18 protein-coding genes, 2 pseudogenes and 1 riboswitch are annotated in these 24,267 nt (G+C 72.1%); of the genes and pseudogenes, 12 read left to right on the top strand and 8 right to left on the bottom strand.

Annotation, left to right across the window (positions count from 1 at the left end):
- The first annotated feature begins 12 nt into the window (after positions 1-12).
- The 3 genes from Csp2054_RS11795 to Csp2054_RS11785 all read left to right on the top strand — a co-directional run bounded on the left by Csp2054_RS11795 (position 13) and on the right by Csp2054_RS11785 (position 3,873).
- On the top strand, positions 13-1,038 hold the full coding sequence (locus tag Csp2054_RS11795; RefSeq protein WP_096899504.1) for an ATP-binding cassette domain-containing protein: 1,026 nt from the start codon (positions 13-15) through the stop codon (positions 1,036-1,038).
- Positions 1,035-1,883: an ABC transporter permease gene (locus Csp2054_RS11790; RefSeq protein WP_096899503.1), complete on the top strand. Its 849-nt coding sequence runs from the start codon at positions 1,035-1,037 to the stop codon at positions 1,881-1,883. The genes Csp2054_RS11795 and Csp2054_RS11790 overlap by 4 nt, the downstream gene beginning before the upstream one ends.
- Before the next feature lie 88 nt (positions 1,884-1,971).
- On the top strand, positions 1,972-3,873 hold the full coding sequence (locus tag Csp2054_RS11785; RefSeq protein WP_255252720.1) for an amino acid transporter: 1,902 nt from the start codon (positions 1,972-1,974) through the stop codon (positions 3,871-3,873).
- Between the two features lie 234 nt (positions 3,874-4,107).
- Here the strand turns inward: Csp2054_RS11785 and Csp2054_RS11780 are convergent, their stop codons facing one another.
- A complete protein-coding gene (locus Csp2054_RS11780; RefSeq protein ID WP_096899501.1) occupies positions 4,108-5,790 on the bottom strand; it encodes a long-chain-fatty-acid--CoA ligase in 1,683 nt (560 codons plus the stop codon).
- A 100-nt stretch (positions 5,791-5,890) separates the two neighbouring features.
- Between Csp2054_RS11780 and Csp2054_RS11775 the strand changes: the two genes are divergently transcribed.
- The gene (locus tag Csp2054_RS11775) at positions 5,891-6,814 is read left to right on the top strand and encodes an oxygenase MpaB family protein (RefSeq protein WP_096899500.1); all 924 of its coding nucleotides are present in this window, start codon (positions 5,891-5,893) and stop codon (positions 6,812-6,814) included.
- Positions 6,815-6,982: 168 nt separating this feature from the next.
- Here the strand turns inward: Csp2054_RS11775 and Csp2054_RS11770 are convergent, their stop codons facing one another.
- The 4 genes from Csp2054_RS11770 to Csp2054_RS11755 form a co-directional block, all read right to left on the bottom strand.
- Complete coding sequence (locus Csp2054_RS11770) at positions 6,983-7,972, bottom strand: aldo/keto reductase (protein WP_096899499.1); 990 nt, start codon at positions 7,970-7,972, stop codon at positions 6,983-6,985.
- On the bottom strand, positions 7,969-8,535 hold the full coding sequence (locus Csp2054_RS11765) for a TIGR03086 family metal-binding protein (protein ID WP_096899498.1): 567 nt from the start codon (positions 8,533-8,535) through the stop codon (positions 7,969-7,971). Before Csp2054_RS11765 ends, Csp2054_RS11770 begins: the two co-directional genes overlap by 4 nt.
- Positions 8,536-9,334: 799 nt before the next feature.
- Positions 9,335-9,895: a YceI family protein gene (locus Csp2054_RS11760; RefSeq protein WP_096899497.1), complete on the bottom strand. Its 561-nt coding sequence runs from the start codon at positions 9,893-9,895 to the stop codon at positions 9,335-9,337.
- Between the two features lie 114 nt (positions 9,896-10,009).
- Entirely contained in the window at positions 10,010-10,954 is a 945-nt protein-coding gene (locus Csp2054_RS11755) for a hypothetical protein (RefSeq protein ID WP_141399248.1), read from the bottom strand.
- A 340-nt stretch (positions 10,955-11,294) separates the two neighbouring features.
- Between Csp2054_RS11755 and Csp2054_RS11750 the strand changes: the two genes are divergently transcribed.
- From Csp2054_RS11750 to Csp2054_RS18560, 3 genes and pseudogenes are all read left to right on the top strand, one after another.
- Positions 11,295-12,299: an aldo/keto reductase family protein gene (locus tag Csp2054_RS11750; RefSeq protein ID WP_096899495.1), complete on the top strand. Its 1,005-nt coding sequence runs from the start codon at positions 11,295-11,297 to the stop codon at positions 12,297-12,299.
- A gap of 182 nt (positions 12,300-12,481) precedes the next feature.
- Positions 12,482-12,893, top strand: a pseudogene (locus Csp2054_RS18565) (glycosyltransferase); the annotation flags it as partial.
- A gap of 1 nt (position 12,894) precedes the next feature.
- Positions 12,895-13,285 (top strand): annotated as a pseudogene (locus Csp2054_RS18560) (dolichol-phosphate mannosyltransferase); the annotation flags it as partial.
- 96 nt (positions 13,286-13,381) lie between these two features.
- Here Csp2054_RS18560 and treZ read toward each other — a convergent pair.
- Genes treZ through glgX form a run of 3 tightly spaced genes read right to left on the bottom strand, consistent with a single transcriptional unit; the run spans position 13,382 to position 19,817 of the window.
- Complete coding sequence (gene treZ, locus Csp2054_RS11740; RefSeq protein WP_096899493.1) at positions 13,382-15,136, bottom strand: malto-oligosyltrehalose trehalohydrolase; 1,755 nt, start codon at positions 15,134-15,136, stop codon at positions 13,382-13,384.
- Entirely contained in the window at positions 15,133-17,589 is a 2,457-nt protein-coding gene (gene treY / locus Csp2054_RS11735; protein ID WP_096899492.1) for a malto-oligosyltrehalose synthase, read from the bottom strand. Before treY ends, treZ begins: the two co-directional genes overlap by 4 nt.
- The gene (glgX, locus tag Csp2054_RS11730; protein ID WP_096899491.1) at positions 17,586-19,817 is read right to left on the bottom strand and encodes a glycogen debranching protein GlgX; all 2,232 of its coding nucleotides are present in this window, start codon (positions 19,815-19,817) and stop codon (positions 17,586-17,588) included. The genes treY and glgX overlap by 4 nt, the downstream gene beginning before the upstream one ends.
- A gap of 130 nt (positions 19,818-19,947) precedes the next feature.
- Between glgX and Csp2054_RS11725 the strand changes: the two genes are divergently transcribed.
- From Csp2054_RS11725 to Csp2054_RS11705, 5 genes are all read left to right on the top strand, one after another.
- The gene (locus Csp2054_RS11725; RefSeq protein WP_096899490.1) at positions 19,948-20,271 is read left to right on the top strand and encodes a hypothetical protein; all 324 of its coding nucleotides are present in this window, start codon (positions 19,948-19,950) and stop codon (positions 20,269-20,271) included.
- Positions 20,272-20,369: 98 nt separating this feature from the next.
- Positions 20,370-20,479: riboswitch (TPP riboswitch) on the top strand.
- Positions 20,474-21,124 (top strand): ECF transporter S component, encoded by a 651-nt coding sequence (locus Csp2054_RS11720; RefSeq protein WP_096899489.1) that lies wholly within the window; start codon positions 20,474-20,476, stop codon positions 21,122-21,124. Its footprint overlaps the riboswitch before it by 6 nt.
- Complete coding sequence (locus Csp2054_RS11715; protein WP_096899488.1) at positions 21,121-22,737, top strand: ABC transporter ATP-binding protein; 1,617 nt, start codon at positions 21,121-21,123, stop codon at positions 22,735-22,737. The genes Csp2054_RS11720 and Csp2054_RS11715 overlap by 4 nt, the downstream gene beginning before the upstream one ends.
- A 38-nt stretch (positions 22,738-22,775) precedes the next feature.
- Positions 22,776-23,555, top strand: a complete 780-nt coding sequence (locus Csp2054_RS11710) for an energy-coupling factor transporter transmembrane component T family protein (protein WP_096899487.1) — start codon at positions 22,776-22,778, stop codon at positions 23,553-23,555.
- A complete protein-coding gene (locus Csp2054_RS11705) occupies positions 23,548-24,156 on the top strand; it encodes an ATP-binding protein (protein ID WP_255252719.1) in 609 nt (202 codons plus the stop codon). Before Csp2054_RS11710 ends, Csp2054_RS11705 begins: the two co-directional genes overlap by 8 nt.
- The last annotated feature ends 111 nt before the right edge of the window (positions 24,157-24,267 follow it).

Genomic DNA, 24,267 nt, shown 5'->3' with positions numbered 1-24,267 from the left:
AGAAGGAGCGACATGGCCATCATCGAGGCGACCGGCCTCACCAAGACGTACCAGTCGAAGTCCGGGCCCGTCCACGCGTTGGCGGGTCTCGACCTCACCGTGCCCGAAGGGACCGTGCAGGCGCTCCTCGGGCCGAACGGCGCCGGCAAGACCACGACCGTCAAGGTCCTCACCACGCTCATCACCCCGGACAGCGGCAGCGCCACCATCGACGGGATCGACGTCGTGCGCGACCCGCAGGCGACCCGGCGTTCCATCGGGGTGTCGGGGCAGTACGCCGCCGTCGACGAGAACCTGACCGGGTTCGAGAACCTCGAGATGATCGGTCGGCTGTACCACCTCGGGCGACGCACGGCCCGTGAGCGCGCTCGCGAGCTCATCGACGTGTTCGACCTGTCCGAGGCGGGGGACCGGCCGGTCAAGGGCTTCTCGGGGGGCATGCGGCGCCGGATCGACCTCGCCGGCGCCCTCGTGATGAACCCGCGCGTGCTCTTCCTCGACGAACCCACCACGGGGCTCGACCCCCGCAGCCGTCTGGCGCTCTGGGACATCATCGAGGGGCTCGTCGCCGACGGCGCGACCGTGCTCCTCACCACGCAGTACCTGGAGGAAGCGGACCGCCTCGCCGACGACATCGCGGTGATCGACGGCGGCACCGTCATCGCCGAGGGCACGGCCGACCAGCTCAAGGCCCAGGTCGGCGGACACCGCGTCGTCGTGACGCTGGTCGACGCGGCCGACGCAGCAGCCGCCACGACAGCGCTCCGACGGTACGGCGTCGGCGAGGTCGAGACCTCCGGCGACGGCCGCACGCTCGCGATCGCCGTCGACGCCGGTCCGTCCGCCCTCCAGCGGGTCCTGGCCGACCTCGGCGAGGCCGGGATCGACCTGCACGACGCGGGCATGCGTCGCCCCACCCTCGACGACGTGTTCCTCCGGCTCACCGGCCACGCCGCGACCGAGGACGAGTCCGACGACGAGCAGTCCGGTGCGCGCGCCGGGCGTGGTCGCACGAAGCAGAAGGAGGCAGCGCGGTGACCGCCACCACCACCGCCCCGAACCGGGCGCTCCCGGTCGTCGTGACCTCGCCGCTCGCGGTGTGGTTCGAGGACGGCTGGACCGTCACCAAGCGGAACCTCACGAAGATCAAGCGGTCTCCGGACATGCTCGTCTTCGCGGTCCTGCAGCCGATCATGTTCGTCCTGCTGTTCAGCCAGGTCTACGGCGGGGCGATCGACGTGCGCGGCACCGACTACACGCAGTTCCTGATGGCGGGCATCTTCGCGCAGACGGTCGTGTTCGGCGCGACGTTCTCCGGGTCAGCGATGGCGCAGGACCTCAAGGAGGGTCTGATCGACCGCTTCCGCACCCTGCCGATGTCGGCCTCCGCGGTGCTCATCGGCCGGACCAACTCGGACCTCGTCCTCAACGGCATCTCGATGGTGATCATGATGGGGACCGGCCTCGCCGTCGGTTGGCGGGTGAACTCCTCACCGGGCGAGTTCATCGCCGGGGTCGCGCTGCTGCTCCTCTTCAGCTACGCGTTCAGCTGGGTGATGGCGCTGCTCGGCATGAGCGTCAAGACGCCGGAGGTCATCAACAACGCGTCCTTCATGATCCTGTTCCCGCTGACCTTCATCTCGAACGCGTTCGTGCCGAGCGACACCCTGCCGCTCGTGCTCCGGGTCTTCGCGGAGTGGAATCCGGTGTCCTCGCTCGTCCAAGCCGCACGCGAGCTGTTCGGCAACGTCGGGTCCGCGCCCGTGCCCGACATCTGGACCATGCAGCACCCGGTCGTGACGGTCCTCGTCGGCATCGCCGTGATGCTCGTGGTCTTCGTCCCGTGGGCGGTGAACAAGTACACCCGGATCAGCGCGAAGTGATCGACGCCCCGGACCGCTTACGATTTCCCTCGTGACCGCGACCGAACCCCGACGCCTCCCCGACCGCGGCGGCCGACTCAAGCGCTGGATGCTCGAGGGGACCGAGCGTGGTGCGTCCCACCAGGGCCCGCACCAGGTCGAGGTCGAGAAGACGCACTCGTGGTGGCGGGTGATGTGCCTGACGGGCGTCGACTACTTCTCGACGCTGGGGTACCAGCCCGCCATCGCCGCGCTCGCCGCCGGCCTGCTGTCGCCCATCGCCACGATCGTCCTCGTGCTGGTGACGCTCTTCGGCGCGCTGCCGGTGTACCGCCGCGTCGCGCAGGACAGCTTCCGGGGCGCCGGCTCGATCATGATGCTCGAGAAGCTGCTCCCGTGGTGGGCCGGGAAGCTCTTCGTGCTCGTGCTGCTCGGCTTCGCCGTGACCGACTTCATGATCACCATGACGCTCTCGGCCGCCGACGCGACCGCGCACATCGCCGAGAACCCGTTCACGCCGCACTGGTTCAGTGACATCCCGATCCCGCTGACCCTCGGCCTCCTGCTCCTGCTCGGCGTGGTGTTCCTCCGCGGCTTCCGCGAGGCGATCGGCATCGCGGTCGGTCTCGTCGCCGTCTACCTCGTGCTGAACGCCGTCGTCGTGGTCGTCGCGATCGAGCACGTCGTCACCGAACCCCGGGTCGCGACGGACTGGTGGACCGGCCTGACGACGCAGCACAGCAACCCGCTCGTCATGATCGGCATCGCGCTCGTCGTGTTCCCGAAGCTCGCGCTCGGCCTGTCCGGGTTCGAGACCGGCGTCGCCGTGATGCCGCAGGTGCGCGGCGACGCTGCCGACGAGTCGAGCGCCCGGCCCGAGGGGCGCATCCGCGGGACGAAGCGGCTGCTCACGGTGGCGGCGCTCATCATGAGCAGCTTCCTCATCACCTCGTCCATCGTCACGACGTTCCTCATCCCGCAGCAGGAGTTCCAGCCCGGCGGCCAGGCGAACGGCCGGGCCCTGGCCTACCTCGCCCACGAGTACCTCGGCAACGTGTTCGGCACGGTCTACGACTTCTCCACCGTGGCCATCCTGTGGTTCGCCGGCGCGAGCGCGATGGCCGGACTGCTCAACCTCGTGCCCCGCTTCCTGCCCCGCTACGGGATGGCGCCGCAGTGGGCCCGGGCCACCCGGCCGCTCGTCGTGATCTTCACGCTCATCGCCTTCGCGATCACGATCCTGTTCAAGGCGAACGTCGACGCGCAGGGCGGTGCCTACGCCACCGGCGTGCTCGTCCTCATCACGAGCGCAGCGTTCGCCGTGACGCTGTCGGCGCGCCGCAAGCAGCAGAAGAAGCGGACGATCGGCTTCGGGGCCATCACGCTCGTGTTCGTCTACACCACCATCGCGAACGTCATCGAGCGGCCGGACGGCGTCCGGATCGCGACCGTGTTCATCATCGCGATCGTGGTGGTGTCCCTCATCTCGCGCGTGAGGCGGTCCTTCGAGCTCCGTGCCTCGTCGATCGAGCTCGACCCGGTCGCCCGCCAGTTCATCGAGGCTGACGCCGACCAGTTCAGCGCGGTGTGCATCATCGCGAACGAGCCCGGGGCCGGCACCGCCGAGGCGTACCGCGCGAAGGGCCGCGAGGAGCGACGGGACTCCGGCATCCCGGCCCGCGTCCCGACGATGTTCCTCGAGGTGCTGCCCGCCGACTCGTCGGACTTCGAGGAGGACCTGGTCGTCGAGGGGCACATCGTGCACGGGCACCGGGTGCTCCGGGTGCGTTCCGGCAACGTGCCGAACACGATCGCTGCGACACTCCTGGCGATCCGCGACATCGCCGGGGTCGTGCCGAGCATCTACTTCGAGTGGAACGAGGGCAGCCCGATCCAGAACGCGATCCGGTTCGTCTTCACGGGCGTCGGCGACGTCGCCCCGGTCACGCGCGAGGTGCTCCGCGAAGCGGAGCCGGACGTCAACCGCCGGCCGACCGTGCACGTGTCCTGACAGCGCGCTCTGACGGCGCGGGGGCCTGACGGCGCGCGCTCCGACGGCGCCGGGCCCTGACGACGCCGGTTCCGAGGGTGCCCGCCCTCGCGGCGTGAGGCGTGCGCTCCGACGACGCTGCGCCGTGGGGCGCGCGCCCACCGTCGGACGGGAGGCCCGTGGCGGGGCCGCCACGGGCCTCCCGTCCGACGGTCGCGCGGTGGCCGGGCCCGTCGTCGCCGCTGGGTTCGTCGGTCAGTCGCCGAGGATCTGGTCGCGGACCTTCCGCCGCAGCACCTTGCCGATCATCGATCGGGGGAGGTCGTCGACCACGACGACGCGACGCGGCACCTTGTACGCCGCGAGGTGCTCGCGGGACCAGGTCCGCAGCGCGTCCCCGTCGAACGACGAACGGTCCTTCGGCACGACGGCGGCCACGACCTGCTCGTTGCCGTTCTGCGTGATGCCCACGACCGCGACCTCGCGCACGCTCGGGTGCTTGAGGAGGGCGTCCTCGACCTCGGACGGGGAGACGTTGAAGCCGCCCGTGATGATGAGTTCCTTGAGCCGGTCGACGATGTGCACGTAGCCGTCGGCGTCGATCGACACGATGTCGCCCGTGCGGAACCAGCCGTCCGGGGTGAAGACCTCGTCGGTGGCCTCGGCCTTGCCCCAGTAGCCTCGGAAGACCTGCGGTCCGCGGACCTGGAGCTCGCCGGCCTCGTCGGTGCCGAGGACCTTGACGGGGTCGTCCGGGTCGGCGACCCGGGCCTCGGTCGAGGACAGTGGCAGACCGATCGAACCGAGGCGTCGCTCGGGGGAGACCGGGTTCGCCATCAGCACGGGGGAACACTCGGACAGGCCGTAGCCCTCGACCAGGTAGCCGCCGGTCCGGGCCTCCCACGGTTCGACGACGTCCTGCGACAGCGGCATCGCCCCGGAGATCCCGATCTCGATGCCCTCGAGTGACACCTTCGCGGAGTCGGCCGCGTGCTGCAGGCGCATGTAGATCGGCGGCACGGCGGGGAGGAACGTCGGCGGGTGCTTCTTCATCGCCTTGAGCACGAGCGCCGGGTCGAACGCGGGGAACAGCACCAGGCGTGACGCCATGCTCATCGCGAAGGTCAGGCAGAGCGTCAGCCCGTACGCGTGGAACATCGGCAGGACCGCGTACACGACGTTGTCGCCCCGGCGGATCGTCGGAACCCAGGCGCGGGCCTGCGCGGCGTTGGCGAGCAGGTTGCGGTGGCTGAGGACCGCGCCCTTCGGCACACCGGTGGTGCCGGAGGTGTACTGGATGAGCGCGATGTCGTCGGTGACCGGACGCGGGTGCCGCTTCGACAGTCGTCGGGCGGAGACGACGTCGTCCCACGTCACGGTACCGCGCACCTTCGTCGTGAGCTTCGCGCGGGACTCGCGGGCCTTGGCGACCGGCAGGGCGAGCGCGAGCCGGGTGGCGCGGGGCATCGCCCGGGTCAGGTCGACGGAGACGATCGCGTCGAGGGCGACATCCGCCGGGAAGTCCTGCAGCGTCGACACCGACTTGTCCCAGACCACCGCGACCTTCGCGCCGTGGTCCTCGAACTGGTGGCGGAGCTCGCGGGGCGTGTAGAGCGGGTTGTGCTCGACCACGACGGCTCCGAGCCGCAGTGCCGCGTAGAACGCCACCACGTGCTGCGGGCAGTTCGGCAGGACGAGGGCGACGCGGTCCCCGGCGGTGACCCCGAGCTTGCGGAGGCCGTTCGCGGCGCGGACGATCTGCTCCTGGAGGTCGGCGTACGTCGTCGTCCGGCCGAAGAACTCGAGCGCGACCTGCTTCGGGAAGCGGCGCGCGGACTCCTCCACGATGTCGGCGAGGGAACCCGTGGGCTCCTCGATGTCGTGCGGGACCCCCGGGGCGTACGAGGCAAGCCAGGGACGAGGCGTGTCGATGCTCACGACTCCCAACCTAGCGGCCGGGCCCTCGGTCGTCTGGGAAGTCCTGAGCCCTGTGGACGACGTTCGGCAGGATGTCAGGGGGTTGTCGGAACATGCCCGTATGGCCGCGCTCTCGAACGCCTTCCGCACCCGACTCGACGACACCTTCAACGGTGGGGCCCGTGGCCGTCCGGAGTGGATCGACGCGCTCGAGGACGGCTCGGATGCCGGCTACTTCGGCCCCGGCTCCGCCACCTGGAGCGTGCACGGCGGCCGGCAGACGATCCTGGCGGGTGTCCGGGCACTGCTCGTCCAGGCGCTCCACCCGGGCGCCCTCGCGGGCGTGCACGACCACTCCCGCTACCGCGAGGACCCGTTCGGACGCCTGGCGGGCACGATCCGCTGGATCTACACCGTGTCGCACGGCGACCGAGCCGCGGCCGAGCACGCGAGCGCGTGGGTGGTCCGCCTGCACGAGAAGGTCCGGGGCGAGTACGTCGACGGGCACGGCGAGACCCGGCCGTACTCGGCGAACGACCCCGACCTGGCGCGGTGGGTGCACCTCGCCTTCACCGACGCCTTCCTCCGCAGTGCGCAGATCTGGGGCGAGCCGATCCCCGGCGGGCCCGACGCGTACGTCCGGGAGTGGTCGGTGGCCGGGCACCTGATGGGCGTGGCGGACGCCCCCGAGTCCGAGGCGGAGCTCCGCGAGCAGATGGACGGCTACCTGCAGCGCGGCGAACTCGTCGCCCGCGCGGACACGCACGAGGTCGTCCGCTTCATCAAGGACCCGCCACTCGCCAGGATGCTGCGGCCCGGGTACCGCGCGCTGTTCGCCGGTGCCGTGTCGTCGCTCGACCCGCGGCACCGCGAGATGCTCGGCCTCAAGCTGCCGTCGCTCGGCCCGGTCGAGCTCCCGACCCGGCGCACCGCCGGGCTCGTCATCGACGGGGTGACGGGGGTGCTCGGCGGCCGTCCCGACACGGAGACCGCGGCGCGACGGCGGATCGCGCGACTCGCGGCGGAGGCCGCGCCGACGCCCTGAACGGCACCGGTGACGGACAGGAGGCTCCCCGCCCGCCCGCCCGCCTGGCCAGCCCGCCGCCGGCGCGTCGGGCCGGAGCCGGCCAGCCGCCGGCGGGTCGGGCCGGTACCGGCGGCGTGAGCCGGGGTGCCAGCTGGCACCGCGCCTCCCGTCCGGCACCATGTCCGGTCAGAACCCGGAGGGCACCCGCGGGGTGTAGGCCTGCTCCAGGCGGGCGATCTCGTCGTCGGTGAGCTCGAGCGCCACCGCGGCGACCGCGTCGTCGATGTGGTGCTCCTTCGTCGCGCCGACGATCGGGGCGCTCACGACGGGCTTGCTCGCGACCCAGGCGAGGGCGACCTGCGCCATCGGGACGCCGCGCTGCTCGGCGACCTCGGCGACGGCGTCGACGATCGCGCGGTTCGCGTCCTCGTCCTGGCGGTAGAGCGTCTTGCCGAACTCGTCCGTGTCGGCGCGGGTGCCGGAGCCCTGCGCCTCCCACGGCCGGGTGAGGCGGCCGCGTGCGAGCGGGCTCCACGGGATGACCCCGACGCCGGTGTGCTCGCAGAAGGGGTGCATCTCGCGCTCCTCCTCGCGTTCGAGGAGGTTGTACTGGTCCTGCATGCTCACGAAGGGCGTCCAGCCGTGCAGCTCGGCGACGTGCTGCATCTCGGCGAACTGCCACGCCCACATCGAGCTCGCGCCGATGTAGCGCGCCTTGCCGGACTTGACGACGTCGTGCAGGGCCTCCATCGTCTCCTCGACCGGGGTGTGCGGGTCGAAGCGGTGGATCTGGTAGAGGTCGACGTAGTCGGTGCCGAGGCGGGTCAGCGAGGCGTCGATCTCGTGCATGATCGCGGCGCGCGACAGTCCCGCGCCGTTCCGACCGGGACGCATCCGGTTGAAGACCTTCGTGAAGACCTGGACGTCCTCGCGCGGGGCGATCTCCTTGAGCAGCTGCCCGGTGATCTCCTCGCTGCTGCCGGCGGAGTACACGTTGGCGGTGTCGAAGGTCGTGATGCCGGCCTCGAACGCGCGTCGGACGAAGGGGCGGGCCTCGTCGATGCCGACGCTCCACTCGTGGGAGCCCTTGTCGGGGTCGCCGTAGGACATCATCCCGAGGATGACGCTGCTGATCTCGAGGCCGGTGGAACCGAGTCGTGTGGTGGCGGTGGTCATGCGTCCACCCTGGCATCACGGCCTGTGACCGCGAGGAGCCGGACCTGGAGCGGGGCGTCGTCGGGCACGTCGACCGGGGGCGCGTAGAGGCCGGTCGCCGCCAGGTCCTCGATCTTCGGCTCGAACTGGTGCCAGACGGCCTCGACCAGCTGCGTCGGGAGCGTCTCGTCCGACCCGGTCGCGCGGGCGAGGTCCCACGTGTGGATCGTCAGGTCGCTCGTCTGCTCGGCCAGGTACTCGTGCGCGGGGACCACGTCGGTGCTGAGGTGCACCGGCACGTCAGCGGGCGCATTCCGCCAGGCCTCGGTCGCCCGGGCCGCGAACTTCGCCCACTCGACGGTGAGGTCGTCGCCGATCGCCTCGAGGTCGGCCTCGGCCTGGGCGTGGTCGCAGCCGGTCAGGAGGAGCGGGATCCAGCGCTGCTCGTCGACCACGTGCGTCACGAGGTCGCGGGTCGTCCACTCGGAGTCCGGGGTGGCGGCGTCCCAGTCGGTGACGGCGGCGACGCGGCGGCCGAACTCGGCGGCGGCGAGGGCCTGGAGGGCGATCCAGTCGGTGGCCATGTGGTGCTCCTGTCGGTCGTTCGGGTGGTGCTGGTGCGGGTGGCTCGGGCCCGTGTCGTCGCCGTCAGCGGGCGTTTCCTGCTGGTCACCAGCCGCTGGAGTGTCCGATCTCGCCCGCTCGACGGCCGCCGAGTCGGGACTCATGGGCTGGAGGTCGTTGACGCGCGTTCGTCTCCGACAACCTGACCCGCGAGCGGGCGATTCCCGCCGGTCTCACGCTACTGCCGAGACCCCGAGGAACGTGCTGCCCGGACGGGTGCGGTGCTGACGGCGGCTGCGCGCGCGAGCGGGCTGTTCTGGTGCGCGACGGCGGGATCCATCCGATCGGTTTTGCCCGTTCGGTCGCGGGGGTGGGGGGTATTCGGCGTGCTTCGGGTGCTTTGGAAGCTCTGGGTGCGAAACGCGGCGGGCGATCGGCTAACGCGAGCGGGCGGAATGGGCGGGGTGCTGCCGGGACGACCAGTCGTTTCCGCCCGTTCGGCAGCCGGGGTGCCGTGCGATCGTGCGGGGCGCGAACGGGCGGAATGTGAGGGGAGGAGCGGCGGCGTTCCGTCGATTCCGCCCGTTCGCCGGCGGTCGGCGAGCGGGCGGGCGGGATCGGCGCGTGGCGGTGTGGCCTCTCCGGACGGTTCTGCCCGCTCGGCGCTGAGGGGGCGGTGAGCGGGCGGCGGTGAGGGCGAGCACGAACGGCGACGCCCCGGCTCCGTCGAGGGAGTCGGGGCGTCGCCGCGGGTACTGCGGTGCAGTGGTGTTCGGTGTCCTCAGTTCGCTCTGGACGAGCGGGTTGCGAGGTGGGGGATCAGGCGCCCTGGAGGACGAACTGCACGTCGAGGTTGATGGTGACGTCGTTGCCGAGCGTGAAGCCACCGGCCTCGAGCGCGGCGTTCCAGTTCACACCGAACTCGGTGCGGTCGATCTTCGTCGTCGCCTCGGCGCCGAGCTTGACCTGGCCGTAGCCGTCGGTGGTCACGCCGCCGAATTCGGTCTTCAGCGTGACGTCCTTGGTGACCCCGCGGAGCGAGAGCTTGCCGTCGATGAGCAGGTCGTCGCCGTCCTCGCGGATGCCGGTCGACGTGAAGGTCATCTGCGGGTGCTCCTCGGCGAGGAAGAAGTCACCGGTCGCGAGGTGCTGGTCACGCTGCTGCTGGTTCGTGTTGACGCTCGCGACGTCGATCGACGCCTCGAGGGTCGAGTCGAGGGGGTTGTCGGCGGTGACGAGGGTCGCGTCGAAGCGCTCGAACGAACCCTTCACCTTGCTGATCGCCAGGTGGCGAACGGAGAACGTGACCTCCGAGTGGGTGGGGTCGATCTTCCAGGTGCCGGTCTGGTAGCCGGGGATGGCGGTGGCGGTGAGCGTCATGGTGTTCCCTCCGAACGATGTCTGCGGTCCCGAGCAGTCACATGGTTCATGCGCCTGCATCGACTTGAGCGTACGCCATTCTGCACTGGATTGGTTGAAGCGTCAACCAAATGTTCACGCGAATGTCCGCGGGCCGCCCTGAGGACGGATGTCGTGCCTCCCGTCCGCCCCGGTGGCGACCAGCCGGCGGACGCGACGGACGAAGGCTTCGGCGAGGACGTCGACGTCGTCCGCGGTGGCGCGGACGAGCCACCATCCGACGTCCTTCAGGAGTTCTCCTCGCGTGAGGTCCTTCCGGAACGTCCGTGCGTCGGTGCGGTGGAGGTCGCTCTCGTACTCGATCGCGATCCGCGCCTCGGGGAAGGCGAGGTCGACGCAGGCGACCCAGCGGCCGTCCTCGACCACGTCGTGGTTGAGTGCGGGTTCGGGGAGGCCACCACGGGTCAGGACGAGCCGGAGTCGGGTTTCGCCGGGGGAACGGGAGCCGGGGCGGATCTCCCGGAGCGCGGCGCGCACGGTCCGCAGGCCGCGGGACCCTCGATGTCGTCGGACTGCGGAGACGAGCTCCTCGATCGTGCACCAGCCGAGCCACCCGACGAGCGCGTCCCCGGCGACGATGAGCTCGTCCAGGCTGAGGAGCGGGCCGAGCATCACGAACGTGTCGGCCGGGTGGGTGAGCTGCGCCGTACCGGAGAACACGGTCCGGACGCGTCCGGCTCGGGTCCGGTGGCCGATCGCTCCGCGGACGCGCAGGGCTTGGTCGGTGCCGATCGTCGTGACGTGCACGCGGGGATCGCGCTCGAGCCCGTGGGGGAGCGGGATGCCGAGGATCCCGGCGGCCGTCCGGTGGCTGAAGACCTGGTCCTTCCGAAGGCGCGGGGCGAGGGCTCGTGCGCGGCCCTCCGCTGAGGACGGCACGCCCGGAGCGCGGATTCCGTGGAAGGGGCGAGCGAGGTCGCGGGCGCGGAGCCGGCCGGGTGAGACGCCTCGTCGCAGCGCGTCGCGGACCCGGAACGGGCCGCCGCGGAGGGCTGGTGGGAGCGGGCGTCGGGCGGTCATGGAGCGAGTGTTGCGGGCCGGATCGTCCCGTGGGCGGTCGCGGCGCGGTTCTGGGGAGGAACGCCTCTGCGGGCGCGTTGTGGAGGAACGGCGCGGGCGGGCGCTCGGGTGGCGCCGTGAGCGGCGGCTCCGCGTCGCGAGCGGGGGAAAGGTGCGGGCACGGTGGACGAGCACCGGCCGGGAACGCCCGCTCGCGGACAGGGACGGGGCCTGAGGGGAGCAAACAAGCGGGCGACCGACCAGCCGACCAGCCGACCCACCGACCCACCGACCCGTCGACCCACCGACGGGTACCACCACGACCCCTCACGCGCGCCGCCGCTCCGCTACCGTCGGCACCATGGAATTCAGGTACCTGGGCAACTCCGGACTCAAGATCTCCGAGATCACCTACGGCAACTGGCTGACGCACGGCTCGCAGGTCGAGAACGACGTCGCCACCCAGTGCGTGCGGGCAGCGCTCGACGCCGGCATCACCACGTTCGACACCGCCGACACGTACGCCAACACCGCCGCCGAGACCGTCCTCGGCGAGGCCCTCAAGGGTGAGCGCCGCCAGTCGCTGGAGATCTTCACGAAGGTCTACTGGCCGGCCGGGCCGAAGGGGCACAACGACGTCGGCCTCAGCCGCAAGCACATCATGGAGTCGATCGACGGGTCGCTCGAGCGCCTCCAGACCGACTACGTCGACCTCTACCAGGCGCACCGCTACGACCACGAGACGCCCCTCGAGGAGACGATGCAGGCCTTCGCCGACGTCGTCCGGCAGGGCAAGGCGCTCTACATCGGCGTCAGCGAGTGGAACGCCGAGCAGATCCGCGCCGGCGCCGCCCTCGCGAAGGAGCTCGGCTTCCAGCTCATCTCGAACCAGCCGCAGTACTCGATGCTGTGGCGGGTCATCGAGGGCGAGGTCGTGCCGGCCTCGAAGCAGCTCGGGCTGTCGCAGATCGTCTGGTCGCCCATCGCGCAGGGCGTGCTGACCGGCAAGTACAAGCCCGGCCAGCCGCTGCCCGAGGGCTCGCGCGCCACCGACGAGAAGGGCGGCGCCGACATGATCAAGCGGTTCATGCGCGACGAGGTCCTCGAGGCCGTGCAGCGCCTGCAGCCCGTCGCGGACGAGGCCGGCCTCACGCTCGCGCAGCTCGCGATCGCGTGGACGCTCCAGAACGAGAACGTCGCGAGCGCGATCGTCGGTGCCTCGCGCCCGGAGCAGGTCACCGACAACGTGAAGGCGTCCGGCGTGAAGCTCGACGCGGACGCGCTGGCCGCGATCGACGCGGCCCTCGGCGACATCCCCGAGCGCGACGTCGCGAAGACGGTCTCGCCCGCCTCGCGTCCCGCCTGACGCCCGGCGCACGACCGGACGGGAGGCACGGTGCGGGTCCGCACCGTGCCTCCCGTCGTCCGTTCGGCGCGTTCACGGCCCGCGTCCGGGCAGGCCTGCAGCATCCTGTCCACGTTCGAAGCGGGGTCGCGGTCCCCTCGCACCCGGTGGCCGGTAGGTTCGGTGTCCGAGCAAGGAGCACCATGACGCAGTCCCTGGTCATCATCCCGACGTACGACGAGGCGGAGAACCTCCGTCCGATCGTGTCGCGCACCCTCGCGGCCACGGACGACTCCGTGCACGTGCTGGTCGTGGACGACAACTCCCCCGACGGCACCGGTCGGATCGCCGACGACCTCGCGACCGAGACCGACCGGGTGCACGTGCTGCACCGCACCGTCAAGGACGGACTCGGCGGGGCGTACCTGACCGGGTTCGCGTGGGGCCTGGAGCACGGCTACACCAAGCTCGTCGAGATGGACGCCGACGGCTCCCACCACCCCGAGTACCTGCCCCGCATGCTCGAACTCGCCGACACCAACGACCTCGTGCTCGGCTCCCGCTGGATCCGCGGCGGCCGGGTGGAGAACTGGCCCTGGTACCGGGAGGCGCTCTNGCCCTGGTACCGGGAGGCGCTCTCCCGCGGCGGCAACCTCTACACCCGCCTCGCGCTGGGCATCGCGGTCCGAGACGCCACCGGCGGGTTCCGGGTGTTCACCGCGGACGCGTTCGAACGGATCGACCTGTCCGGGGTGGCGTCGAAGGGGTACTGCTTCCAGGTCGACCTGTGCTGGCGGGCCCTCGAGGCGGGACTGCGGGTCGTGGAGACGCCGATCACGTTCACCGAACGCGAGCACGGGGTCTCGAAGATGAGCGGCAACATCGTCCGCGAATCACTGACCCTGGTCACCAAGTGGGGCATCGACCGACGTCTGCGCGAAGCACGCTCCCTCGTGCGCGACCACCGACGCCTGCCCTCCGTCCGCACCAACGCACACATCGCCTGAGCGCTCTGCCCCGGGAGTCGCGCCTGCGCGAAGCACGACACCCCGCACCGTTGATCCGGTGCGGGGTGTCGTCCGTCGTGCGGGGTGCCGCTCCGGTCAGCGGACGACGACCACGCCGCGGCCGCCGAACCGCACGCCGCCGGCGTCCACGGTGGCCTCGCCGAACCGGTAGAGCTCCTCGCCGGACGAACCCGGCACGGGGACCTGAGCAGCCTCGTCCAGCAGGTTCACCACGACGTGCACCGGTGCCGTGTCCGGCCCGAGGACGCCGCGCGTCAGCACGAGCCACCGCCGATCCTCGTCGAACCGCACGGCGTTCGCCTCGTACCGGTGGTCGACGAACGCCTGCTCGGTCCGCCGCAGGGCGATGAGCACCCGGTAGGCGGTGAGGATCCGTGACTCCCGGTCGCCGGACAGCGACGACCAGTCGAGCTTCGACCGCTGGAACGTCTCCGGGTCCTGCGGGTCCGGCACGACCGACTCGTCCCACCCGTGCTCGGCGAACTCCTTGATGCGCCCCTCGGCGGTGACCTTGCCGAGCTCCGGTTCGGGGTGCGACGTGAAGAACTGCCACGGTGTCGACGCGGCGAACTCCTCGCCCATGAACAGCATCGGCGTGAACGGGCCGAGGAGCGTGAGCGCCGCCGCGATCACCAGCGACTCGTCGTCGAGGGTCGCCGCGAGCCGGTCACCCGCAGCACGGTTGCCGATCTGGTCGTGGTTCTGGTTCGCGACGACGAGCGCCGTCGTGGGGGAGGTCCCCCGGTCGATCGGTCGTCCGTGCCGCTTGCGCCGGAACGACGACCAGGTGCCGTCGTGGAAGAACCCGTCCTCGAGTACCTTCGCGAGCGCCGACAGCGGCTCGAAGTCGGCGTAGTAGCCGGTCGTCTCCCGCGTCAGCGCGACGTGCACCGCGTGGTGGAAGTCGTCGGACCACTGCCCGGCGAGCCCGTAGCCGGCGGCCTCCCGCGGGCGGAACATGATCGGGTCGTTGAGGTCCGACTCCGCGATCAGCGACAGCGGACGCCCGACGAACGACGAGTACGCATCGGTCTCGGACGCCATGTCGGCGAGGACGTGCGGCCGCGTGGTGTCCCGGATCGCGTGCACGGCGTCGAGCCGGAGCCCGTCGACGTGGTGGTCCCGGAACCACATCCGGACGTTGTCGAGCACGTACCGGCGGACCTCCGGGTGCTCGACGTTGACCGAGTCGCCCCACGTGTTGCCGAGTCCCTGCAGCAGGTACGGGCCGTACAGCGGCAGGTAGTTGCCGCTCGGGCCGAGGTGGTTGTAGACGACGTCCTGGATGACGCCGAGGCCGAGCGCGTGCGCCCGGTCGACGAACCGGTCGTAGGCGTCCGGACCGCCGTACGTGTGCTGCACGGCGTACCAGGCGACCCCGTCGTACCCCCAGTTCCACTCGCCGTTGAACCCGTTGACCGGGAGCACCTCGACGAACGAGACGCCGAGCTCGACGAGGTGCTCGAGCTTGGCGGCCGCCGCGTCGAGCGTGCCCTCGGGCGTGAAGGTCCCGACGTGCATCTCGTAGACGACCCCGCCGCGGGCGGGCCGGCCGGTCCACTCGTCGTCGGTCCACGAGAACCGCTCCGGGTCCACGACCTCGGACGGCCCGTGCACGCCCTCCGGCTGGAACCGGCTGCGCGGGTCGGGGCGGACCGCGTCGTCGTCGTCGATGCGGAAGCCGTAGCGGGCTCCGACGACCGGCAGGACCTCGTCGGTGGACCACCAGTCGTCGTCGCCGCGTGTCAACGGGTACTCGACGTCGTCGACGACGAGCCGGACCCGATCCGGGAGGGGAGCCCAGACGGCGTAACGGGCGGGGACGGTCATGCGTGGCCCTCCAGGATCTCGACCTCGGCCTGCGCGTCGGTCACGGTGGTGGCGGAGCCGTCGGCGACGCCGCGCTCCGTCGGGTGGTCGGCCTCGTCGACGACGTCGGCGGGCACGAGCAGTGCGACGGGGTAGTCGGCGAGCACCTCGGCGAGGGGGATGCCCCTGGACGCCGGGACGCGCCTCCCGGTCAGCAGGTCCACGCGGTCGACGGGTGCCGCGTGGACCAGGGTGTCGCCCCACCCGCCGACGCGCTCGAGCCCGATCGGCAGCCGGGTCGCGACGGTGACGGCGCCGCCGCGGTCGAACGCGACCACGTGGTCGGCGGCGACACCGCTGGCCTCCAACGCCAGGTACCGGGTGAACAGCTCCGGGTGGTCGCGGCGCAGGCGGAGCGCACGGCTGGTCACGAGCACCTTCGCGGCGCCGTCCGGGCCGATCGCGGGCAGCCGCTCGGGGCCGGACTCCTCCGGACCGTCGAGCGTGGCGAGCACGTGCCGGCGTTCGGCGTAGTCCACCGGGCGCCGGTTGTCGGGGTCGACGAGCGAGCGGTCCCAGGACTCCGTGCCCTGGTAGACGTCGGGCACGCCGGGCGCGGTCAGCTGCACGAGCTTGGTCCCGAGGCCGTTCGACCACCCGGCGGCGTCGATCCGCTCGTCGAGGGCGTCGAGCACCGCGACGACCGCGGGGTCGTCGAACGATGCGTCCACGAGCGCGTGCATGCGGCGTTCGAAGTCCTCGTCGGGGTCGGTCCACGTGGTGCTGTCCCCGGCCTCGCGCGAAGCCTTCTCCGCGTAGGCGTGCAGACGCTCCCGGCTGGCGGGTCGTGCGCCGACGATCGCCTGCCAGAGGAGGTCGGCGAGCACCGCATCCTCGAGCGGCGCGAGCGACTGCAGCCGCTCGAGCGTGGACGCCCACTCGTCGCCGAGCTCGGCGAGCACGGCGATCCGGGCGCGGGTGTCCTCGCTGCGCTTGGTGTCGTGCGTGGTGAGCGTGGTCATGGTGTGCGGCCAGCTGCCCTGCCGGTCGCGCTGCGCCTGGTGGAAGTCGTCCACGGAGACCGCGAACACGCTCGGGTCGCCGCCGACCTCGCTCAGGCTCGTGAGGCGCGACGTCCGGTAGAACGCGGTGTCCTCGACGCCCTTCGCCATCACCATCCCCGACGTCTGCTGCAGCCGGAGCGCCGCGGCCGACGACGGGTCGACGAGGGCCGGCGCGATGCGGTCGATCACGTCGTCGAGCTCCGGCCGGGCCTCGGCGGCGCGTTCCAGCGCGGCGATGAGGTGGTGGGAGCCCTCGGGCAGGTAGGTGCGGTACACGTCGAAGGAGGCGACGATCTCGGCCACCGCGTCCACGACCCGCTCCTCGGGGAGGTCGCCGGCCACCGGCGCGAGGAGCCGGGCGAGCCGCCGGACCTCGCTGCCGAGGATGCCGTCGGCGATCCCGCGGCGGGTGTCGTGCGTCAGCTGCTGCCAGTCCGTCGGCTCGGCGCCGGACGCGGCGGTGAGGGCCTCCGCGCCTGCCGTGTCGACGAAGACGCGGTCGAGCACGCCGAGGGCGTCGTACCCGGTCGTGCCGTCGACCGGCCACGACGCCGGGAGCTGTTCGCCGGGCTCGAGGATCTTCTCGACGAGGACGTACGCGCCGCCGGTCAGGTCGGCGAGGTCCTGCAGGTAGCCGGCGGGGTCGTACAGGCCGTCCGGGTGGTCGACACGGAGTCCGTCCACCAGCCCGTCGCGGAACCACGCACCGATGGTGGTGTGCGAGGCGGCGAACACCTCGGGTTCCTCGACCCGGATCGCGGCGAGCGTGTTCACGGCGAAGAACCGTCGGTAGTTCAGCTCGTGGTCCGCGCGCTTCCAGTGCACGAACTCGTAGTGCTGGCGGTCGTGCACGTCGGCCACCGAGTCGCCCTCGTGCACCGTGCCCGGCGCGGTCGGGTAGGCGGTGTCGCCCAGGTACAGACGTCCGTCGCGCAGCGTCACGCCGTCGAGCAGCCGGTCGTCGAGCACCGGGATCCGGATGCGTCCGTCGCCGGCCTCCCAGTCGACGTCGAACGCCCACGCGACGGGGGAGCCCTGCCCCTGCTCGAGCAGCGACCACCACCAGGGGTTGACCGACGGGGTGGCGACACCGACGTGGTTCGGCACGATGTCGACCAGCACCCCGAGCCCGACCGCGTGCGCGGCCTCGGCCAGGGCGCGGAGCGCGGCGTCGCCCCCGCGCTCGTCGTCGACGTGCGTGTGGTCGACCACGTCGTACCCGTGCTGCGAACCGGGCTCGGCCTGCAGCACAGGCGACAGGTACAGCCAGTCGGCACCGAGGTCGTGGACGTAGTCGACGAGGTCCCGGGCCGCGGTCAGGTCGAAGTCCGCCGTGACCTGCAGGCGGTACGTCGAGACCGGGACGCGTCGCGCTGTCGAGGTCGCGTGCCGCGGACGGCCGCCGCTCATCGCGAGCCGCCGGCGCTCGGAGCGGGCGCACCGGCCGGGTTCGCGGGGGTCACGGCGTCCTGCGGGGCCGGGGTGGCGGGCACCTCGGCGGACACGTCGACCGGCGTCACCCGGACCTCGTGGTCCGGTTCGGCGCGCAGCACGATCATCGACCGTGCCGGGACGTCGAGCGCCGACCCGGCCTCGTGCACCTCGTCACGCGCACCCGGGTGCGCGGTGTCGATCCGGACGGTCCAGCCGGGCGCGTACTCCTCCGGCGGCAGCGTGAAGGTCACGACGTCGTCGTGGGCGTTGAAGTACGTGATGAACCCGACGTCGGTGACACGCTCGCCACGGGCGTCGCGCCCGCGGATGCCGTCCCCGTTCAGGTACATGCCGACGCTCTTGCCGAATCCGGAGTCCCAGTCCTCGGGGTCCATCGCCTCGCCGGCCGGGGTGAGCCAGACCACGTCGGGGAGCGGTTCTCCCTCGCCACGGCGGACGGGCCGGCCGTTGAAGTAGCGGGTGCGCCGGAACGTCGGGTGGTCGTGGCGCAGCTTGACGACCTCGGCCGTGAACTGGATGAGGTCCTCGTCCGCGGTCTCCCAGTCGATCCAGCTCAGCTCGGAGTCCTGCGCGTACACGTTGTTGTTGCCCGACTGCGACCGGCCGAGCTCGTCGCCGTGCGCGATCATCGGCACGCCCTGGCTGAGCAGCAGGGTGGCGAGGAAGTTCCGCCGACGCTGCAGGCGCAGATCGTTCACGGCTTCGTCGTCGGTCGGCCCCTCGGCACCCGAGTTCCAGGACCGGTTGTGGCTCTCGCCGTCGTTGTTGTCCTCGCCGTTCGCCTCGTTGTGCTTCTCGTTGTAGGCCACGAGGTCGTACAGCGTGAAGCCGTCGTGCGCGGTGATGAAGTTGATGCTCGCCTTGGGCGTGCGACCGTCGTGCTCGTACAGGTCGGCCGAACCGGAGATCCGCGACGCGAACTCGCCGAGCGTCGAGGGCTCGCCGCGCCAGAAGTCACGGACCGTGTCGCGGTACTTGCCGTTCCACTCCGACCACTGCGGCGGGAAGTTGCCGACCTGGTACCCGCCGGGGCCGACGTCCCACGGCTCGGCGATGAGCTTGACCTGCGAGACGATCGGGTCCTGCTGGACCAGTTCGAAGAAGGCCGACAGCCGGTCCACCTCGTAGAACTCACGGGCGAGCGCCGACGCCAGGTCGAAGCGGAAACCGTCGACGTGCATCTCGGTCACCCAGTAGCGCAGCGAGTCCATGATGAGCTGCAGCGAGTGCGGGTGCCCGACGTTGAGCGAGTTGCCGGTGCCCGTGTAGTCCATGTAGTACCGCTTGTCGTCATCGACCAGGCGGTAGTACGCCGGGTTGTCGATGCCGCGGAACGAGATCGTCGGGCCGAGGTGGTTCCCCTCGGCGGTGTGGTTGTAGACGACGTCGAGGACGACCTCGATGCCGGCACGGTGCAGCTCGCGCACCATCGTCTTGAACTCCTGCACCTGCTGCCCGCGGTCGCCCGACGACGAGTAGTGCGAGTGCGGCGCGAAGAAGCCGATGGTGTTGTAGCCCCAGTAGTTCGACAGCCCCTTGTCCTGCAGGGTCGAGTCGTTCACGAACTGGTGCACGGGCATGAGCTCGAGCGTGGTCACGCCGAGGCGCTGCAGGTGCTCGATGACGGCGGGGTGGGCGACGCCGGCGTACGTGCCGCGCTGCTCCTCCGGCACGTCCGGGTGGGTCTCGGTGAGCCCCTTGACGTGCGCCTCGTAGATGACGGTCTCGCCGTACGGGGTGCGCGGCGCCCGGTCGCCCTGCCAGTCGAAGAACGGGTTGATGACCACGCCCTTGATCATGTGCGGTGCCGAGTCCTCGTCGTTCGTCGAGTCCGGGTCGCCGAACGTGTACGAGAACAGCGACTGGTCCCAGTCGATGTCGCCGCTGGTCGCCTTCGCGTACGGGTCGAGCAGGAGCTTCTTCGGGTTCGAGCGCAGGCCGTTCGCGGGGTCGTACGGGCCGTGGACGCGGAAGCCGTACTCCTTCCCCGGTCCGACGTTCGGCAGGTACGCGTGCCACACGTACGCATCGACCTCGACGAGGTCGACGCACTCCTCGTTGCCGTCGTCGTCGAACAGGCAGAGCTCGACGCGCTCAGCGGTCTCGCTGAACAGCGCGAAGTTCGTGCCGCTGCCGTCGTAGGTCGCGCCGAGCGGGTACGGGTTTCCGGGCCAGGTGTGCAAACGGTCCTCCAGGTGTGGGTTGCGCCAACATATCGGCGCGGGCCGTGTGCGTCCGCAGACAAGCCCGCACCGGTGGATGAACTCTCGGGAGCGCCGCGCTGTGGAGGGACCGCCGAGTACCCTCGCGCCCATGGCCAACATCGTGAGTCAGATCGCAGAGAAGGTGCGCCCGGTCGGGGTCAGCACGAACTACGGGGAGCCCGTCGAGGTCGGCGACCAGACACTCATCCCCGTCTCCATCGCCTGGTTCGGCTTCGGCGGCGGCGGGGACGGCGACGAGAACGGCGGCGGCGGTGGCGGCGGCGCCTCCGTGCCGCTCGGCGCCTACGTCCGACGCCCCGGCAAGGACCTCGAGTTCGAGCCGAACCTCATCTCCCTCCTCGCGGTGAGCATCCCGGTGATCTGGGTCACCGGGACCGTCCTGCGCAAGCTGGTGCGCGTCCTCAAGAAGTGACCGCCTGACGGCCTGGAGGCGCGTGGGGACCGGCGCCCTGCGCCTCCAAGCCGTCCTGCGCGGACCGCGCGCACCCCGCGTGGACCGCAGTACACTGCTGGGACACACACGGGAGTCCGGTCACCGGGCTGAGAGGGAGCGAACGGCGCTCCGACCGTCGAACCTGATCCGGATCATGCCGGCGCAGGGAGGAGTACCCACCATGCCTTCGCGCACCCAGTCCACCGTCACGCCCACCGACCGGGCGGTCCCGGCCCCGAAGCGCTCACTCCGCTGGCGGGTCGTCGACATCGTCGTCGCCAGCGTCCTCGCCGTCGCACTCGGCGTCGTCTTCAAGCTCTGGGACTTCGGCTACGAGCCGATCGGCGCCGGGATGCAGCTGCTGCTCCCCGGCACGCAGTCGCTGTTCGGCGGCGTGTGGCTGCTCGCCGGCCCCGTCGTCGCGATCGTCGTCCGGAAGCCCGGCGCGGCGCTCTACGGCGAGATGGTCGCCGCCTCGGTCGAGGCACTCCTCGGCACCCAGTGGGGCTGGGGCACGCTCGAGGCCGGTCTCGTGCAGGGCCTCGGCGCCGAGGTCGTCCTCGCACTCTTCCTCTACCGGTCGTACCGGCTGCCCGTCGTCGCGCTCGCCGGAGCCGCCGCAGGGCTCGCGCTCGGCATCAACGACTCCGTCATCTGGTACCCCGCGTACGACGTCGCCTTCAAGGCCGTCTACATCGTCTGCGCCGTCGTGTCCGGCGCCGTGATCGCCGGCATCGGCTCGTGGTTCCTCGTCCGGGCGCTCGCGCGCACCGGGGTCCTGTCGCAGTTCGCCGCGGGACGTGAGCACGCGCGGCGTCGCCCGACCCCGTGACCGGCGCCGCACGCCTCGTCTTCGACGGCTGGGGCTGGCGGTACCCGGAACGCACCGCCTGGGCCGTCCGCGGTGTCGACCTCGTCGTCGAACCCGGGGAGCGGGTCGCGATCGTCGGACCGTCCGGTGCCGGCAAGTCCACCCTGCTCCGGGCCGTCGCCGCGGTGCTGCCGGACGAACCCGACACCGACGACGACACCGCCGCCGAGGTCGAGGGCCGCGTGCTCGTCGACGGCGCGGACCCCCAGGACGCCCGCGGCCGGGTCGGCCTGGTGATGCAGGACCCCGAGGCGCACACCGTCATGTCCCGCATCGGCGACGACGTGGCGTTCGGCTGCGAGAACACGAGCGTCCCCCGCGACGAGACCTGGCGGCGGGTGCGGCACGCGCTCGGGGTCGTCGGCCTCGACCTGCCGCTCGACCGCTCCACCGCGCGGCTCTCCGGTGGCCAACGGCAGCGGCTCGCGCTCGCCGGGGTCCTCGCGATGCAGCCCGGCGCCCTGGTGCTCGACGAGCCGTGCGCGAACCTCGACCCCGACGGCGTCGCCCAGGTGCACGAGGCGGTCCGAGCCCTCCTCGACACCACCGGCGCCACGCTCCTCGTGGTGGAGCACCGCATCGGCACCTGGCTCGACCTCGTCGACCGGCTCGTGCTGCTCGAACCCGGCGGCGGGGTCGTCGCCGACGGAACCCCCGCCGTCGTCCTCGCCGAGCACGCCGCCGCCCTCACCGCGGCCGGGGTGTGGGTGCCGGGCGAGCACCCCGGACGGGGGAGCGCCCGCCAGAACCCGGCACCGGACCCCGGCGGACGACTCCTGCGCGCGCGGGACCTCGGCACCGCGCGGGGTCGTCGGCGCAGCGACCGGGTCGGCAGCAGCATCGACCTCGACGTCGACGCCGGGCGGGTCGTGGCGGTCACCGGCCCGAACGGCGTCGGGAAGTCCACGCTCGGCCTCACGCTCGCCGGCCTGCTCCGGCCCGCGGCAGGGAGCCTGCACGCCGAGCCGGCGCTCGCCGGGGAGGCCGGGCCGACACCGTCCGCCTGGTCCAGCCGCCAGCTCGCCGCCCGCACCGGCACCGTGTTCCAGGACCCGGAGCACCAGTTCGTCGCCGGCACCGTCCGCGACGAGGTCGCCGCTGGCCCCCGCGCGCTCGCCCGCCCCGACCTGGAGGACCGCGTCGACGAGCTGCTCGACACGTTCGGCCTCGCCGACCTCGCCGGGCAGAACCCGTTCACGCTGTCCGGCGGGGAGCAACGCCGACTCGCCATCGCCGCCGTCGTCGCGAGCCGACCGCCCGTCGTCGTGCTCGACGAACCGACCTCCGGGCAGGACCGCGCCACGTGGGCCGCGGTCGTCGATGCACTCGGTGCCCTCGCGGACGCCGGGACGGCCGTCGTCGCGGTCACGCACGACCGGGACCTCGTGCGCGCGCTCGACGCCGAGGAGCTGGTGCTCGGGAGCGACGGCCTGGCGGCGCCGGCGCCGACGGCGTCGGACGACCGCCCTCCAGCACCTCGCCCTCCAGCACCCCGCCCGTCCGATGCGCCCGCGTCGGGCGCCCGCCCGTCCGGTGCCCCCGCGGCGGGCGTGACCCCAGGGGTGCGGTCGTGACCGCCCCGGTCCGCGCGCGGGCGCGTGGGAGCCGGCCCGTGCCTCCCGGCCAGGAGGGGCCGCCACCCACTCCGCAGGGCATCCGCGGGGTGCAGCCCGTGGCGTCGCTCGTCGGTGTCCTGGCGCTCGGGGTGTGCCTCGTGCTGAGCCTCGACGTCGTCTCCGCCGCCGTCGCGCTCGCCCTCGAGGTCGCGCTGCTCCCGCTGCTGCGCATCCCGGTCCGGACGCTCCTGGTCCGGACCGCGCCGGTGCTCGTCGCCGTCCCGCTCACGGCCGTCGGGATCGCCCTGTACGGACGCCCGTCCGGCCGGACCTGGTTCTCCCTCGGTTTCGCGGAGGTCAGCGACGGATCGCTCACCCTCGCCCTCGCGACCGCGCTCCGGGTCCTCGCCGTCGGGCTCCCCGCGATCGTGCTGTTCGTCCGCGCCGACCCGACGGACCTCGCGGACGGGCTCGCGCAGGTGCTGCGGCTGCCGGCCCGGTTCGTGCTCGGTGCCCTCGCCGCCGTGCGGATGATCACCCTGCTCGGCGACGACTGGCGGCAGCTCGCCATGGCCCGTCGTGCGCGGGGCCTCGCCGACACCGGACGCATCCGACGCGGTGCGTCGATGGCGTTCGCGTTGCTCGTGCTCGCGTTGCGCCGGGCGACCACCCTCGCCGTCGCAATGGAGTCCCGTGGCTTCGGTGCGCCCGGGAGGCGGACGTGGGCCCGGCCGGCCCGGTTCGCGGGGCCGGAATGGGCGATGGTCGCGGTGCTGGTGGGCATCGGGGCGGTCGCGATCACGGTCGCCGTGGCAGCGGGGACCTGGCGTGCCTGACCCCGACGGCCGGGAGGCGCGGATCGCCCCCCACGATCCGCTCGCGTCGGTGGGTGGTCCGGCGGGTGGTGTGACCGGGCCCGCGGCGGACGCACGCGCCCTCGCGGCGCGCGCGACGGCCGCCGCGCCGCCCGGGCAGCGTGTCGTGGTCCTGCTCGACGGGCGCTCCGGGACGGGCAAGACCACGCTCGGCGACGCCCTCGCCGCCGAGCTGGACGCGCAGGTCGTGCACCTCGACGACGTGTACCCGGGGTGGGACGGACTCCGGGCCGCCGCCGAGGCGGTCGTCACCGACCTGCTCGGGCCGCGCTCCGGCTACCGGCGCTGGGACTGGACCACCTCGGAACCCGCGGGGTGGACGGCGGTCGACCCGCGCCTCCCGGTCGTCGTCGAGGGGTGCGGTGCCCTGTCCCGCCGGTCCGCGCCGCTGGCCAGCCTGCGGATCTGGCTCGAGGCCGACGACGCCGTCCGGCGGCGGCGCGCGATCGAACGGGACGGCGAGGTGTTCGCGCGCGAGTGGGAGCGGTGGGCGGCGCAGGAGCGGGCGTTCATCGCGCTCGAGGACCCGCGCTCGCTGGCGGACGTGGTGCTGCGGACCTGAGGCGGGAGCTTTCGGGGCGGGGTCAGGCGTCGGGTGGGGGAAGGCGTCGGGTGGCGTGAGGCGTCGGGTGCGGGCAGGCGTCCAGAGCGGTCAGGCGTCGGGTGCGGTCGG

This window comes from Curtobacterium sp. 'Ferrero', assembly GCF_002412165.1.
In the GTDB taxonomy this organism is placed as follows: Bacteria; Actinomycetota; Actinomycetes; order Actinomycetales; family Microbacteriaceae; genus Curtobacterium.
Note: the sequence above shows the minus strand (reverse complement) of the source record. Positions and strands in the feature narration are given on the sequence as shown.

Bases quoted from the DNA above. Each gene is read 5' to 3' on its own strand.
- Csp2054_RS11795 (WP_096899504.1), top strand. From the start codon at position 13: ATGGCCATCATCGAGGCGACCGGCCTCACCAAGACGTACCAGTCGAAG.
- Csp2054_RS11785 (WP_255252720.1), top strand. From the start codon at position 1,972: ATGCTCGAGGGGACCGAGCGTGGTGCGTCCCACCAGGGCCCGCACCAG.
- Csp2054_RS11775 (WP_096899500.1), top strand. From the start codon at position 5,891: ATGGCCGCGCTCTCGAACGCCTTCCGCACCCGACTCGACGACACCTTC.
- Csp2054_RS11770 (WP_096899499.1), bottom strand. From the start codon at position 7,972: ATGACCACCGCCACCACACGACTCGGTTCCACCGGCCTCGAGATCAGC.
- Csp2054_RS11765 (WP_096899498.1), bottom strand. From the start codon at position 8,535: ATGGCCACCGACTGGATCGCCCTCCAGGCCCTCGCCGCCGCCGAGTTC.
- Csp2054_RS11760 (WP_096899497.1), bottom strand. From the start codon at position 9,895: ATGACGCTCACCGCCACCGCCATCCCCGGCTACCAGACCGGCACCTGG.
- Csp2054_RS11755 (WP_141399248.1), bottom strand. From the start codon at position 10,954: ATGACCGCCCGACGCCCGCTCCCACCAGCCCTCCGCGGCGGCCCGTTC.
- Csp2054_RS11750 (WP_096899495.1), top strand. From the start codon at position 11,295: ATGGAATTCAGGTACCTGGGCAACTCCGGACTCAAGATCTCCGAGATC.
- treZ (WP_096899493.1), bottom strand. From the start codon at position 15,136: ATGACCGTCCCCGCCCGTTACGCCGTCTGGGCTCCCCTCCCGGATCGG.
- treY (WP_096899492.1), bottom strand. From the start codon at position 17,589: ATGAGCGGCGGCCGTCCGCGGCACGCGACCTCGACAGCGCGACGCGTC.
- Csp2054_RS11725 (WP_096899490.1), top strand. From the start codon at position 19,948: ATGGCCAACATCGTGAGTCAGATCGCAGAGAAGGTGCGCCCGGTCGGG.
- Csp2054_RS11720 (WP_096899489.1), top strand. From the start codon at position 20,474: ATGCCTTCGCGCACCCAGTCCACCGTCACGCCCACCGACCGGGCGGTC.